The organism is Geodermatophilus sp. SYSU D01036, assembly GCF_054050435.1.
On sequence record NZ_JBJGZJ010000008.1, the window covers coordinates 39979 to 53475 of the forward strand.

Annotated in this window: 12 protein-coding genes; 8 read left to right on the forward strand and 4 right to left on the reverse strand. The window is 76.6% G+C overall.

Going from position 1 to position 13497, the window contains the following annotated elements; genetic code table 11:
- Positions 1-48 precede the first annotated feature (48 nt).
- Positions 49-1368: a D-arabinono-1,4-lactone oxidase gene (locus ACI8AR_RS10455; RefSeq protein WP_457050965.1), complete on the forward strand. Its 1320-nt coding sequence runs from the start codon at positions 49-51 to the stop codon at positions 1366-1368.
- A 1-nt stretch (position 1369) separates the two neighbouring features.
- On the forward strand, positions 1370-1960 hold the full coding sequence (locus ACI8AR_RS10460; protein WP_457050966.1) for a TetR/AcrR family transcriptional regulator: 591 nt from the start codon (positions 1370-1372) through the stop codon (positions 1958-1960).
- A gap of 1 nt (position 1961) precedes the next feature.
- On the opposite strand, the gene ACI8AR_RS10465 is transcribed toward ACI8AR_RS10460, so the two are convergent.
- The 3 genes from ACI8AR_RS10465 to ACI8AR_RS10475 form a co-directional block, all read right to left on the reverse strand.
- Positions 1962-2855, reverse strand: coding sequence for an aldo/keto reductase family oxidoreductase (locus ACI8AR_RS10465; RefSeq protein ID WP_457050967.1), 894 nt, complete (start codon positions 2853-2855; stop codon positions 1962-1964).
- A 34-nt stretch (positions 2856-2889) separates the two neighbouring features.
- Positions 2890-4098: an MFS transporter gene (locus ACI8AR_RS10470; RefSeq protein ID WP_457050968.1), complete on the reverse strand. Its 1209-nt coding sequence runs from the start codon at positions 4096-4098 to the stop codon at positions 2890-2892.
- Positions 4099-4250: 152 nt separating this feature from the next.
- The gene (locus ACI8AR_RS10475; protein WP_457050969.1) at positions 4251-5432 is read right to left on the reverse strand and encodes an alcohol dehydrogenase catalytic domain-containing protein; all 1182 of its coding nucleotides are present in this window, start codon (positions 5430-5432) and stop codon (positions 4251-4253) included.
- 603 nt (positions 5433-6035) lie between these two features.
- On the opposite strand from ACI8AR_RS10475, the gene ACI8AR_RS10480 reads away from it, so the two are divergent.
- From ACI8AR_RS10480 to ACI8AR_RS10490, 3 genes are all read left to right on the forward strand, one after another.
- Entirely contained in the window at positions 6036-7034 is a 999-nt protein-coding gene (locus ACI8AR_RS10480) for a M23 family metallopeptidase (protein ID WP_457050970.1), read from the forward strand.
- A gap of 153 nt (positions 7035-7187) precedes the next feature.
- The gene (locus ACI8AR_RS10485; RefSeq protein WP_456926034.1) at positions 7188-8129 is read left to right on the forward strand and encodes a cation diffusion facilitator family transporter; all 942 of its coding nucleotides are present in this window, start codon (positions 7188-7190) and stop codon (positions 8127-8129) included.
- Positions 8130-8193: 64 nt separating this feature from the next.
- The gene (locus ACI8AR_RS10490; protein ID WP_457050971.1) at positions 8194-9156 is read left to right on the forward strand and encodes a cytochrome c oxidase assembly protein; all 963 of its coding nucleotides are present in this window, start codon (positions 8194-8196) and stop codon (positions 9154-9156) included.
- Between the two features lie 60 nt (positions 9157-9216).
- On the opposite strand, the gene ACI8AR_RS10495 is transcribed toward ACI8AR_RS10490, so the two are convergent.
- Positions 9217-10809: an MFS transporter gene (locus ACI8AR_RS10495; RefSeq protein ID WP_457050972.1), complete on the reverse strand. Its 1593-nt coding sequence runs from the start codon at positions 10807-10809 to the stop codon at positions 9217-9219.
- Between the two features lie 78 nt (positions 10810-10887).
- Between ACI8AR_RS10495 and ACI8AR_RS10500 the strand changes: the two genes are divergently transcribed.
- The 3 genes from ACI8AR_RS10500 to ACI8AR_RS10510 are packed head-to-tail and all read left to right on the forward strand — an operon-like array spanning position 10888 to position 13492.
- Positions 10888-11391: a metallophosphoesterase family protein gene (locus ACI8AR_RS10500; protein ID WP_457050973.1), complete on the forward strand. Its 504-nt coding sequence runs from the start codon at positions 10888-10890 to the stop codon at positions 11389-11391.
- Positions 11388-12611 carry an MFS transporter gene (locus tag ACI8AR_RS10505; RefSeq protein WP_457050974.1) on the forward strand — a complete coding sequence of 408 codons (1224 nt, stop codon included), beginning with the start codon at positions 11388-11390 and terminating at the stop codon, positions 12609-12611. Before ACI8AR_RS10500 ends, ACI8AR_RS10505 begins: the two co-directional genes overlap by 4 nt.
- Complete coding sequence (locus ACI8AR_RS10510) at positions 12608-13492, forward strand: putative RNA methyltransferase (RefSeq protein ID WP_457050975.1); 885 nt, start codon at positions 12608-12610, stop codon at positions 13490-13492. The genes ACI8AR_RS10505 and ACI8AR_RS10510 overlap by 4 nt, the downstream gene beginning before the upstream one ends.
- Positions 13493-13497 lie beyond the last annotated feature (5 nt).

Genomic DNA, 13497 nt, shown 5'->3' on the forward strand with positions numbered 1-13497 from the left:
GGTCCGGCGGGGCACGGGACGCTGCCGCGCACGACGGAGGAGGCGGGCGTGGGCACCTGGCGCAACTGGGCCGGCAACCAGCGGGCGGACGGCGTGACCGTGCGGCACCCGGCGGGCACCGGGGAGATCGCCGCCGCGGTGCGGGACGCCGCCGCCGCCGGCCGCCGGGTCACCGCGCTGGGCAGCGGCCACTCGTTCACCGGCATCGGCCGCCCGGAGGACGTCGCCCTGGCGCTGGACCGGCACGCCTCGCTGGTCGGCGTCGACGACGCCGGCCTGGTCACCGTGCAGGCCGGCATGCCGCTGCACCGGCTGGACGCGGAGCTGGCCGCCCGCGGCTGGGCGCTGACCAACCTCGGCGACGTCGACCGGCAGACCGTCGCCGGCGCGATCTCCACCGGCACCCACGGCACCGGGGCCCGGTTCGGCGGGCTGGCCACGCAGGTGCGCGCGCTGGAGCTGGTCACCGCCGACGGGTCCGTCCTGCGCTGCTCGCCCGAGGAGCACCCCGACGTGTTCTCCGCCGCGCGGGTCGGCCTGGGCGCCCTCGGCGTGCTGAGCACCGTGACCCTGCAGGCGGTGCCGGCGTTCGCGCTGCGCGCCGAGGAGGGCACCGCCGCGCTGCCGGACCTGCTGGCCGACTTCGCCGGGTTCACGTCCTCGACCGACCACGTCGAGTTCTACTGGTTCCCGCACACCGACCGGTGCCGGACCCTGCGCAACACCCGGGTGCCGCTGGCCGAGGTCGCGCCGCTGGGCCGGGCGCGCGCGTTCTGGGACGACGAGGTGCTCGCCAACGCCGGGTTCGCCGCCGTCGTCGCGGCCGGGCGCCGGGTGCCCGCGCTCGTGCCGCCGCTGGCGCGGTTCGCCACCGGGGCGCTGGGTGCCCGCACCTACACCGACGTCGCGCACCGGGTCTTCGTCTCCCGCCGGCGGGTGCGGTTCCGGGAGACGGAGTACGCGCTCCCGCGGGAGACGGCCCCGGCCGTGCTGGGGGAGCTGCGGCGGGTGGTCGACGCCGGCCCGCACCGGGTGCCGTTCCCGGTCGAGGTGCGCGTCGCCGCCGCCGACGACGTCCCGCTGTCGACGGCGTACGGCCGCGACACCGCCTACGTCGCCGTCCACGTCCCAGCCCGCGACCCTTCCGGCGGGTGGTTCGCCGCCTTCGAGGCGATCGCGCTGGCCGCCGGCGGGCGCCCGCACTGGGGCAAGGAGCACGGCCTCGACGCCGCGGCGCTGGCGCAGCGGTACCCGCGGTTCGGCGAGTTCGCCGCGCTGCGCGACCGGCTGGACCCCGCCGGGGTGTTCACCAACGCCCACCTCGCCCGGGTCCTCGGCCCGGCCGGGCAGCGGGCCGGGCAGGCCTGAGGTGCCCCGGCTGCCGGCCGCCCAGCGCCGCGCTGCCCTGGTGGAGGCAGCGCTGCGGGTGATGGCCCGGGACGGCCTGGCCGCCGGCACCACCCGCGCGGTCGTCGCCGAGGCGGGGATGCCGCTGGCCGCCTTCCACTACGCCTTCGCCTCGCGCGACGAGCTGCTGCGCGAGCTGGTCGCCCGCGTGGTCGGCCGCGAGCTGGCCGCCGCCACCGCCGCGCTGGACCCGGCTGCGGGCCTGGCCGGCTGCCTGCGCGCGGCCGCCGCCGGCTACCTCGACCACCTCGAGCGCGAGCCCGGCGCCGAGGCGCTGATGCTCGAGCTGACGCTGCACGCGGTGCGCGACCCGGCGCTGCGGGCGGTGGCCGCCGCGCAGTACCGCGCCTACACCGCGGCGGCGACCCGCCTGCTGGAGGAGGCCGCCGCCGCGACCGGCGCCACCTGGCGGCGCCCGGTGCCGGAGCTCGCCCGGCTGCTGGTCACCGTCGTCGACGGCGCGACGACGACCTGGCTGGTCGACCGCGACACCGCCGCCACCCGCGCGGTGCTCGACGCCGCGATCGACCAGCTCGCGGCCTGGGGCAGCTGACTCAGAGGTCGACGTCGGGCTCGCCGGTGCCGCCGATGCGGTCGAGCTCCGCCATCTCCAGCGGCCCCAGGACCCGCGCGCCGGCCTGCAGGTTCTCCTCGAGGTGCGCCACCGACGACGTCCCCGGGATCAGCAGGACGTTGGGGGAGCGGGCCAGCAGCCAGGCCAGCGCCACCTGCATCGGCGTGGTCTCCAGCCGCCGCGCCACCGTCTCCAGCGCCGCGGACTGCAGGGGCGTGAACCCGCCGAGCGGGAAGAAGGGCACGTAGGCGACGCCCTCGCGGGCCAGCGCGTCGAGCACCGGGTCGTCGGCGCGGTGCACGAGGTTGTAGTGGTTCTGCACGCACACCACCGGGGCGATCGACCGCGCCTCGGCGTACTGCTGCGTCGTCACGTTGGACACGCCCAGGTGCCGGATGAGGCCCTGCTGCTGCAGGTCGGCCAGCGCCTCGAACGGCTCGGCCAGCGAGCGCTCCACCGGCGCGGCGAACCCGGGCATGCGGAGGTTGACCACGTCGAGGACGTCGACGCCGAGGTGGTCGAGGTTGTCGTGCACGGCCTGCTTGAGCTCGTCGGGGGACAGCGCCTCGGGCCACGCGCCGTCCGGCGTCCGGCGGGCGCCGACCTTGGTGACGATGGTCAGCTGCTCGGGATAGGGGTGCAGCGCCTCGCGGATGACCTCGTTGGTCACGTGCGGGCCGTAGTAGTCGCTGGTGTCGACGTGGTCCACGCCCAGCTCCACGGCCCGGCGCAGGACGGCGACGGCGGCCTCCCGGTCGGCCGGCGGGCCCATGACGTGCGGGCCGGCCAGCTGCATCGCGCCGTAGCCGATGCGGTTGACCGTGCGGTCCCCGAGCGCGAACTGTCCCGACCTCTCGGCCGTCGGAGTCGTCATGCCCGCCTCCTACCCCGGGAGCCCGGGGGAACCCTCAGGCGGCCAGCCGGCTGCCGACCTCGGCGTGCCACCGGCCGACGTCGGCGGTCACCCGGGCGGTCTCGCGCCGGTCGGCCCGCCGGGCGACCAGCGCGAGGCCGCTGCCCAGGAGGGCGAGGCCCGCGCCCACCCACATCGGCGCGGTGTAGCCCAGGTCGAGGGAGATGACCAGCGCGCCCAGCGCCGCGCCCACCGCGTTGGCCACGTTGAACGCCGCCTGGTTGGCCGCCGACACCAGGCTGCCGCCGGAGACCCGCGCGGCCACGATCACGCCGTTCTGCACGACCGGGCCCATCGCGAAGGCGACCGTGCCGAACAGGACCAGCAGGACGACGGCGGCCGCGGGGGTGCGGGCGAGGAAGGCGAAGGCGGCCAGCAGCAGCGCGGTGGCGAGCAGCCCGACGACGACGAACGTCCAGCCGAACCGGTCGCCGAGGCGGCCGCCGGCCAGCGTGCCGACGGTGGTGCCGACGCCGAACAGCGCCAGCACCGGCGTCACCCAGCCCTCGGGCAGGCCGGCCAGGTCGGTGAGGATCGGGCTGACGTAGCTGTAGACGGCGAACAGCGCGGCGAAGCCGACCATCGTCAGGCCGAGCACCAGCCACACCTGGGGGCGGCGGAAGGCGGCCAGCTCGGCGCGCAGGTCCCCGCGCTCCCCGGTGCCGGCGGGCAGCCAGGCCAGCAGCCCGGCGATGGTGACCAGCCCGATGCCGGCGATCGCGCCGAGCACCAGCCGCCAGCTCAGCTGCTGGGCGACGAACGTGCCGAGCGGGACGCCGACCACGTTGGCCAGCGTCAGCCCGACCATCATCAGGGAGATCGCCTGGGTGGCCCGCTCCGGCGGGACCAGCCGCCGCGCGGCCACCGCGCCCACGCCGAAGAACGACCCGTGCGCCAGGGCGGTCAGCACCCGCGCCGCCGCCAGGGTCTCGTAGGTGGGCGCCACCGCCGACAGCGCGTTGCCGACGACGAACACGACCATCAGCGCGACCAGCGTCTGGCGCGGGGAGAACCGCACGCCGAGCGCGGTGAGGGTCGGCGCGCCGAGGACGACGCCGGCCGCGTAGGCGGAGATGAGCAGGCCGACGGCGGACACCGAGACCCCGAGGCCGCCGGCGATCTCGGGCAGCATGCCCATGACGACGAACTCGGTGGTGCCGATGCCGAAGGCGCCGATGGCGAGCGCGAGCAGACCGCGGGGCACGAGGGGACTCCAGGAGGGACGACGGCGGACGGAGAGCGTGCGGACGTCGTCGTCCGTGCTGGGTCCTGCGGGGTGGGACTTCCTACGGATGGGCAAGGCACCGGCCGCGCGGGACATGCCCCGCGCGGCCGGTGGGTGTGCTCACACCCGGGTCAGGGCTGCAGCAGCACCTTGACCGCGCCGTCCCTCTTCTCGCGGAAGTCGGCGTAGGCCTGCGGCGCCTGCTCCAGCGGCACCCGGTGGGTGGCGAAGTCGTCGACGCCCAGCGGGTCGCCGTCGACCAGCAGCGGCAGGATGTCGGGCACCCAGCGCCACACGTTGGCCTGGCCCATCCGCAGCTGGATCTGCTTGTCGAACATCCGCATCAGCGGCAGCGGGTCGGTGGCGCCGCCGTAGACGCCGGACAGCGAGATGGTGCCGCCGCGACGGACCGCGTCGATGGCGGTGTTGAGCGCGGCCAGCCGGTCGATGCCGGCGACCTGCATGACCTTCTCCATGATCGCGTCCGGGACGACCGCGGTCGCCTTCTGCGCGATCTGCGCCAGCGGCGAGCCGTGCGCCTCCATGCCCACGGCGTCGATCACCGCGTCGGCGCCGCGGCCGGCGGTCGCGTCCTGGATCTGCCGGACGACGTCGTCCTTCTTCGTGGAGCGGATGACGTTCGTGCCGCGGGCGGTGGCCCGCTCGAGCCGCTCGGGGACGACGTCGGAGGCGTACACGTTCTCGATGCCCAGGTGGTGGGCGATCCGGGTGCACATGTCGCCGATCGGCCCCAGGCCCAGCACGAGCAGCGTGCCGCCGGGCGGCGTCGCGGCGTACTGCACCGCCTGCCAGGCGGTGGGCAGGACGTCGGAGAGGTAGACGAAGCGGTCGTCCGGCGGGCCATCCGGGACCTTGATCGGCAGCGTGTTGCCGAAGGGCACCCGCAGGTACTCGGCCTGGCCGCCGGGCACCTGCCCGTAGAGCTTGGTGTAGCCGAACAGCGAGGCGCCGAAGCCCTGGTCGCGGTTCTGGGTGGTCTCGCACTGCGACTGCAGGCCCTGCGAGCACATCCAGCAGGTCCCGCAGGAGATGTTGAACGGGACGACGACGCGGTCGCCCGGCTTCACCGCCGTCACCGCGGAGCCGACCTCGCGGACGATCCCCATCGGCTCGTGGCCCATGACGTCGCCCTTGGTCATGAACGGCGCCATCACCTCGATCAGGTGCAGGTCCGACCCGCAGATGCCGCTCGAGGTGATCTCGACGACGACGTCGGTGTCCTCCTGCAGCGTGGGGTCGGGGACGGTGTCCACCTGTACGTCGGCACGTCCGTGCCAGGTCACTGCGCGCACGAGATCCTCTCCTCGGGTCGTCGGCCGGCAATGCCGTCGATCGGGCTGTCCAGGGCCTCGTGCCCGGTGTGGGCCTCCTCGCCCCTCGTTCAACGCTCAACCGGCGTGTTGATCACTCGGAGTCACATCGGTTCGACGCAACGTCGAATGACAACCGTGCAGCTCAGTGGCCCGCGCCACACATCCGGCCCTCCATACCCAGGTCCGCAGATCACGTAACGGTCACGGCGTGTTTACATGGGCCCCGCCCGCTCCCCCGGGCACAGAACGACGTCCCTGTCCCCGACGGAAGTCAGGTGCATGACCGAGCTCCACCCGGACCGCCTCCTCGACGGAGGGACGGCCGCGCAGTCCGCGGCCGGCACCCCCCTCCGGAAGGCAGCGGCAGCGTCGCCCGACCGGCGACCCGCCGACGCCGCGACGACGGCCCCGCGGCCCACCCCGTACCGACGTCAGGGGGAGACGTCGCCGAGCGGGGACCGCACCGAGTCCCGATCCGCGTCCCGCCCCGCCCGCCGTCCGAGCCCCCGGCCGCGGCCCACGCCGGCGCCGCGGACCTCGCCCGAGGCGACCGCCGCCGAGACGCCCGCTCCCGCGACCCCGGTGGCCGGCCTCGAGGTCCGCACCGTCGTCACCGGGACCGAGCCCGCCGCTGACGCGGCCGCCCCGCCCGCCGAGGTCCTCGCCGTCGCCGACGCCACCGAGCTGGTCGTGGCCGCCGACGCGCAGGCGCTGGCCGCCGTCGCGGCCGCGGGCGCCGACGACACCGCCGCCGAGGAGCCCGGGGGGACCGACGCCGCCGAGGAGCGGGTCCCGGTCACCGTCGTCGCCGGCCACGGCCGGCACCGGGCGCTGGCCCGGCTGCGGCAGCTGCCGTGCCGCCGGCCCGCCTTCTACCTCGCCGCCGCGCTGGTCGGCGCCGTCGGGATCGGCTCGTTCTCCGTGGGCGACCGCGTCGCCCAGGCCGACGGCCCGGAGGCGGTCAGCCACTCGGTGAGCGTGGCCGAGGAGCTGGGCATCGCCGACCAGGACCTCCCCGCGGCCGCCGAGGTCGCCACCCTGCGCTCGGAGGCCACCCTGCTCGGCGCGGTCACCGCCAGCCGCAACGCCCGCGAGGCCGAGGAGGCCGCCGCGGCGCAGGTCCAGGCCGACGCCGACCGCGCCGCCCAGGAGGCCGCCGCGGCCGCGGCCGCCGAGGCCGCCCGCCCCAGGACCGTGCTGCCGGTCAGCGGGGCGCGGCTCACCAGCGGCTTCGGCGCGCGCTGGGGCACGCTGCACGCCGGCATCGACCTCGCCGCGCCCATCGGCACGCCGGAGTACGCGGCCGCCGACGGCGTCGTGCTCGAGGCGGGCCCCGCCAGCGGCTTCGGCCTGGCGGTGTACATCCAGCACGAGAACGGCGACGTCACCGTCTACGGGCACATGGAGGAGATCCTCGTGCAGCCCGGCCAGGTGGTCCGCGCCGGCGACACCATCGCGCTGCTGGGCAACCGCGGGCAGTCGACCGGCCCGCACCTGCACTTCGAGGTGCACGTCGGCGGCATCGACGGCGAGCGGATCGACCCGGTCCCGTGGCTGCGGGACCGCGGCGTCGCGATCTGAGGAGGGACCACCCTTCCCCCCGCGCCTCGCAGGCTCGGCGCGGGCCCCTGAAGGGTGGCCGTTCCAGCACGTCACCAGACACGCGCCCCCATCCCGGCAGGTCCGGGCAGGGGGCGCGTGCCGTCGGAGGACACTGGAGGGGGAGGTGGGCCGATGGGAGCCGGGCACGCACACGGCCGTGCACACGGACACGCGCACGGGCACGCCACCGCCGCGGCGGCCTCGCGCGGGCGGCTGGCCGTCGTCCTCGGGCTCACCCTCGCCGTCCTCGTCGCCGAGGTCGTCGGGTCGCTGGTCTCCGGCTCGCTCGCCCTGCTCGCCGACGCCGGCCACATGGCCACCGACGCGCTCGGCGTGGGCCTCGCCCTCGGGGCGGTGACGCTGGCGCAGCGCCCCGCCCGCGGGCGGCGCACCTTCGGCTGGCAGCGGGTGGAGATCCTCGCCGCGGTGGCCAACGGGCTGCTGCTGGCCGGCGTCGCGGTGTTCGTCCTCGTCGAGGCGGTGCGGCGGATCGGCGACCCGCCCGAGATCACCTCCGGCGTCGTCCTCGCCGTCGCCGCCGGGGGCCTGGCCGCCAACCTCGCCGGGCTGGCGCTGCTGCACCGCGGCCGGCGGGGGTCGCTCGCCGTCCGCGGCGCGCACCTGGAGGTGCTCGGCGACGCGCTGGGCTCGGTGGCCGTCCTCGTCGCGGCCGGCGTCGTCGCGCTCACCGGGTGGACGCCGGCCGACACGATCGCCGCGCTGCTCATCGGCTGCCTGGTGCTGCCGCGGGCGTGGGCGCTGCTGCGCGAGTCCCTCGACGTCCTGCTGGAGGCCGCGCCCCGCGACGTCGACCTCGACCAGGTGCGCGCGCACGTCCTCGGGGTGCCCGGCGTCATCGGCGTCCACGACCTGCACGCCTGGACGATCACCTCCGGCCTGCCGGTGCTGTCCGCGCACGTCGTCGTCACCGACGAGGCGCTGGCCGCCGGGCACGGCGGCCGGGTCCTCGACGCGCTGTGCGCCTGCCTCGGCGACCACTTCGACGTCCCGCACTGCACCTTCCAGATCGAGGCCGAGGCGCACGCCGGCCACGAGGCCCCCGTCCACGATTAGCCGCCGCCCGCTGTCCGACCGGGTGGGACAGTGGACGAGTACGTCGGACGGTCTGGAGGCGCAGGTGGAGCACGGGCACCACTCGGGCATGTGGGTGCCCGACGAGCCACCCACGTGGGGGCGGGTCTTCCTGCCCCACCTGGACGCGTGGTCGGTGCTGCCGGTCCTCGCCCTGCTCGGCGTGCTGGCCTACCTGGTCGGCCTCGTCCGGCTGCGCCGCTCGGGCGTGGCCTGGCCGTGGTGGCGCACGGCGTCGTGGGTGGCCGGCTGCCTGTCGCTGTTCGCCGTCACCGGGACCTGGCTGAACGGCTACGGCATGGTGCTGTTCAGCGTGCACATGGCGCAGCACATGGTGCTGTCCATGGTCGCGCCGCTGCTCCTGCTGCTCGGCCGGCCGGTGACGCTGGCGCTGCGGTCACTGCCGCGGGGGAGGGGAGTGGCCGGCGTCCCGCGGGCGCTGCTGCTCGACGCCCTGCACAGCCGGGTCGCGCGCTTCCTCTCGCACCCGCTGTTCACGCTGCCGCTGTTCCTGGTCAGCCTCTACGGCGTCTACTTCACGCCCGTCTTCGACGCGCTGATGGGCGACCCGGTCGGCCACCAGTTCATGCTCGCCCACTTCACCGTGACCGGGCTGCTGTTCTTCGGCCCGATCCTCGCCCAGGACCCGTGGCCCCGGCAGGTGGGTCACGCCGGCCGCATGCTCGAGCTGCTGATCCCCATGCCGCTGCACGCCTTCTTCGGCGTCGCGATCATGATGTCGACGTCGCTGGTGGTGCGGACCTTCGCCGACCCGCCCGCCGGCTGGGGCGTCGACCCGCTCGCGGACCAGAACGCCGCCGGCAGCATCGCGTGGTCCTTCGGCGAGCTGCCGACGGTGCTCGTCCTCGTCGTCGTCCTGTTCAGCTGGATGGGCTCCGAGGAGCGCCGCGGCCGCCGGATCGACCGCGTCGCCCAGCGCACCGACGACGCCGAGCTCGAGGCCTACAACGCCCGCCTCCGGCAGCTCGCCTCCCGCCCCGGCTCCTGAACGCGGCACCGCCCGCGTCCCCGGGCGGGGACGCGGGCGGTGCGCTGCGGAGAGGCAGGGTCAGCCGACGTGGACGGCGACGTCGCCGGCCGGCAGGTCCTCCTTGGTGGCCTTGATGAGCACCGCGGCCACCAGCGCGCCGACGACGAGCAGCGCGGCCGCCCAGGTGAAGGCGGTGGTGTAGCCCTCCACCTGGCCCTGCAGGCCGACCGCCGGGTCCTGCGGGTCGGCGCCCGAGGTCAGCGCGTCCGCGGTGTAGGCGCTGATCGCGCCCACCGACAGCGAGGCCAGGACGGCGGTGCCGATCGAGGCGCCGACCTGCTGGGTGGCGTTGAGCATCGCGCTCGCCGCCCCCGCGTCGTGCTCGCCGGCGCCGACCAGCGCGAGGTTGGACAGCGGCACGAAGGTGAAGCCCAGGCCCAGGCCGAGCAGCAGCTGGCCGGGGAAGGGCAGCTCCCAGAAGCCCGTGTCCAGGCCGACGAACGACAGCGTGAACAGCCCGCCCGCGGCGAGCAGGCCGCCGAGCACCATGAGCGGCTTCGGGCCGACCCGCGGCACCAGCGCGCTGGCGGCGCCGGCCGAGACGAACACGCCCAGCGTCGTCGGCAGCGAGGCGACGCCCGCGACGACCGGCTCGTAGCCGAGCACCTGCTGGAAGTACAGGCTCAGGAAGAAGAACGCCCCGATGAGCCCGGCGCCGACCAGCGTCGAGGTGAGGTAGGCGCCGCCGCGGTTGCGGTCGAGCACGATCCGCATCGGCAGCAGCGGGTTGCGGGTGCGCAGCTCCAGCAGCACGAACAGCGCCAGCAGCACGAGGCCCGCGACGATGAACACCCACGCCAGGCCGTCGGCCCACCCGCTCTCGGGCGACACGAGGGTGGTGCTGCCCTGCGCGGCGGCCTGGGCGTTGGCGGCCGCGGCCTCGGCGGCGTTGGTCTGCGACGCCTCGGCCACCCGCGTGAAGCCGTAGACGATCGAGGCCAGGCCGAGGGTGACCAGCACGGCACCGGGGATGTCGTACTTCGTGTCCCCGGGCGCCCGGCTCTCCGGGACGATCGGGATCGCCAGGACGACGGCCAGCAGCGCGACCGGGAGGTTCACCCAGAAGCACCAGCGCCAGTCGGCGTACTCGGTCAGGACGCCGCCCAGCAGCAGGCCGACCGCCGACCCGCCGCCGGCGATCGCGCCGTAGACGCCGAACGCCTTGGCGCGCTCCTTCGGGTCGGTGAACAGCACGGTCAGCAGCGCGAGCGACGCCGGCGCCAGCAGCGCGCCGAAGACGCCCTGCAGCGCGCGGGCGCCGAAGAGCATCGCCTCGTTCTGCGCGATGCCGCCGAGCGCCGAGGCGATGGCGAAGCCGGCCGCGCCGACCAGGTAGGTGCGCTTGCGGCCCCAGAAGTCGGCGATGCGGCCGCCGAGCAGCAGGAAGCCGCCGAAGGTGAGGGTGTAGGCGGTGACGATCCACTGCTGGGTCGCGGCCGAGATGCCGAGGTCGGCCGACACCGCCGGCAGCGCGATGTTGACGATCGTGGCGTCGAGGATGACCAGCAGGACGGTCATCGCGATGACGCCGAGGGCGAGCCAGCGCTTCTCGTAGGGCGCCGCGGCCGGGGTGTCCGGCCCGGCGGCAGGGGTGGACGACGGGTGGGTCATGGGGTCCTCAGGGAGTCGTGAGAGGGGGCCGAGGTCGTCGGCCGAGGGAGCAACCTAGCCCCCTGCGACCATGGGGTCGTGTCCGTCTCGCTGGTGGTGACCGCCGACACGCACCTCCCGAAGCGGGCCCGTGACCTGCCTCATTCCCTGTGGGCGGCCATCGAGGCCGCCGATCTCGTCGTGCACGCCGGCGACTGGGTCGACGTCGCCCTGCTCGACGCCCTCGAGTCCCGCGCTCGGGCCCTGCTCGCGGTGTACGGCAACAACGACCACGGGCCCCTGCGCGAGCGGCTGCCGGAGGTGGCGCGCGCCGAGGTGGGCGGGCTGCGGGTCGCCGTCGTCCACGAGACCGGGGACGCCAAGGGCCGCGAGCGCCGCTGCGCCGCGCGTTTCCCGGACACCGACGTCCTGTTCTTCGGCCACAGCCACATCCCGTGGGACACCACCACCGACACGGGCCTGCGGCTGCTCAACCCCGGCTCGCCCACCGACCGGCGCCGGCAGCCGCACGGCACCTTCGTCACCGCGGTCGCCGACGGCGGGGCGCTCACCGAGGTGGTCTTCCGCCCGGTCGCCCGGTGACGGCCCTCCCGCCGGCGTCCCCTCCCGCCGCCCGCTGGCGGCACCTGGCCGTCGGCCTGACCGGGCTGGTCGCCGCCTGCGCAGCGCAGAACGGGATGCCCTTCCTCACCCTCGCGCTGCGGGAGGAGGGGCTGACGCTGCCGCAGGCCGGCCTGCTGGTCGCCGCGCCCACCGCCGGCCTGGTGTGCGCGCTGCTGCTCTGGGGCGTGCTGGCCGACCGGTACGGCGAGCGGCTGGTGCTCTCCGCCGGGCTCGCGGTCGCCGCCGGAGCGCTCACCGGCGCCGCGCTGGCCGACGCCGCCGTACCCACCGGCCTGTGGCTGCTGCTGGCCGGGGCCGGCAGCGCGTCGGTGCACGCGGCCAGCGGCCGGCTGGTGCTCGGCTGGTTCCCGCCGGAGCAGCGTGGGCTGGCGATGGGCGTCCGGCAGGCCGGGCAACCGCTGGGCGTGGGCCTCGCCGCGCTGGCGCTGCCGCGGCTGGCCGCCGACGGCCCCGGCGGCGCCTTCGCGTTCCTCGCCGCCGGCTGCGCGGTCACCGCCGTCCTCGTCGGCCTGCTCGTCCGCGACCCGGCCCGGCCGCCGCGCACCGACGGCCCGCGGCCGGCCTCGCCCTACCGCAGCCCGGTGCTGTGGCGGGTGCACGCGGCCAGCACCCTGCTCGTCGTGCCGCAGTTCGCCGTCGCCGGGCTGGCCTTCGACTGGCTGGTGCGCGGCGCCGGCTGGAGCGCGGCCGGCGCCGGGACGCTGCTGGCGGTCACCCAGGCCGGCGGCGCCGCCGCACGGCTCGGCGCGGGCACCTGGTCGGACCGGGTGGCCAGCCGGCTCGGCCCGCTGCGGCAGGTCGCGGGGGCGGTGGCCGTCGCCGTCGGGCTGCTCGCCGTCGTCGCGGCCCTGACACCGGACCCCCTCGGCCCGGGGGCCGCCGCGGCGGCGGTGGCGCTGGCCGCGGTCGCCACGGTGAGCCCGAACGGGGTGGCGTTCACCTCGGTGGCCGAGCAGGCCGGCAGCGCCTGGGCCGGGCGCGCGCTGGGCGCGCACAACACCGCGCAGAACCTGGCGGCCGCGCTGACCGTCCCGCTGGCGGCACTGCTCGCCGACGGCGGACCCGGCTACCCGGCGGCGTTCGCGCTCGGCGCGGCCGCCGCCGCGGCCGCCGTCGCCGTCGTGCCGGCCCGCACGGCCGAGCCGGCGCCGCCGCCGGTCCCGGCGGGTGCGCCGTGAGCCGGTGGCGGCCCTGGCCGCCGCGGGCGGTGGCGGTGCTGGCCTGTCCCGTCTGCGGCGCGGAACTGGCCGCGCTCCCCGGCGACGCCGGCCTGCGCTGCCCGGCCGGCCACGCCTTCGACCGCGCCCGGCAGGGCCACGTGACGCTGCTGCCGCCGGGCCACACGCCGCCGACCGGGGACACCGCGGCCATGGTCGCCGACCGCACGGAGGTGCTCTCCGCCGGCACCTACGCCGGGCTCACCCGGGTCCTGGCCGACGCCGTCGCCGCGGGGGAGGGGCCGGTGGACGCCGTCCTCGACCTCGGCGGGGGGACCGGGCACCACCTGGCGGGCGTGCTGGACGCGCTGCCCGGCGCCGTCGGCGTGGTGCTCGACTCCTCGCGGTACGCCGCCCGGCGCGCGGCCGGTGCCTCGCCGCGGGCGCTCGCCGTCGTCGCCGACACCTGGGCCCGGCTGCCGGTCCGCGACGCCGCCGTCGACCGGGCGATGGTGGTGTTCGCCCCGCGCAACGGCCCGGAGACCGCGCGGGTGCTGCGCCCCGGCGGCCGGCTGGTGGTCGCCACCCCGGCGCCCGAGCACCTCGCCGAGCTGGTCGGCCCGCTGGGGCTGCTGCGGGTGGACCCGGAGAAGGAGACCCGGCTGTCCGCGGCCCTGGAGCCGCACCTCGTGCCGGCCGGGCGGGTGCGGCACCGGGAGGAGCTGGAGCTCGACCGCCGCACCGTGACCACCGTCGTGGGGATGGGGCCGCACGCCCGGCACCTGGCGCCGGAGCGGCTGGCCGCCGCGGTCGCCGCGCTGCCGGAGCGCGTGCGGGTGACCCTCGCCGTCGACGTCACCACCTGGACGCCGCCCGCACACACAGGAGGGGCCCGGCCGTGACGGCC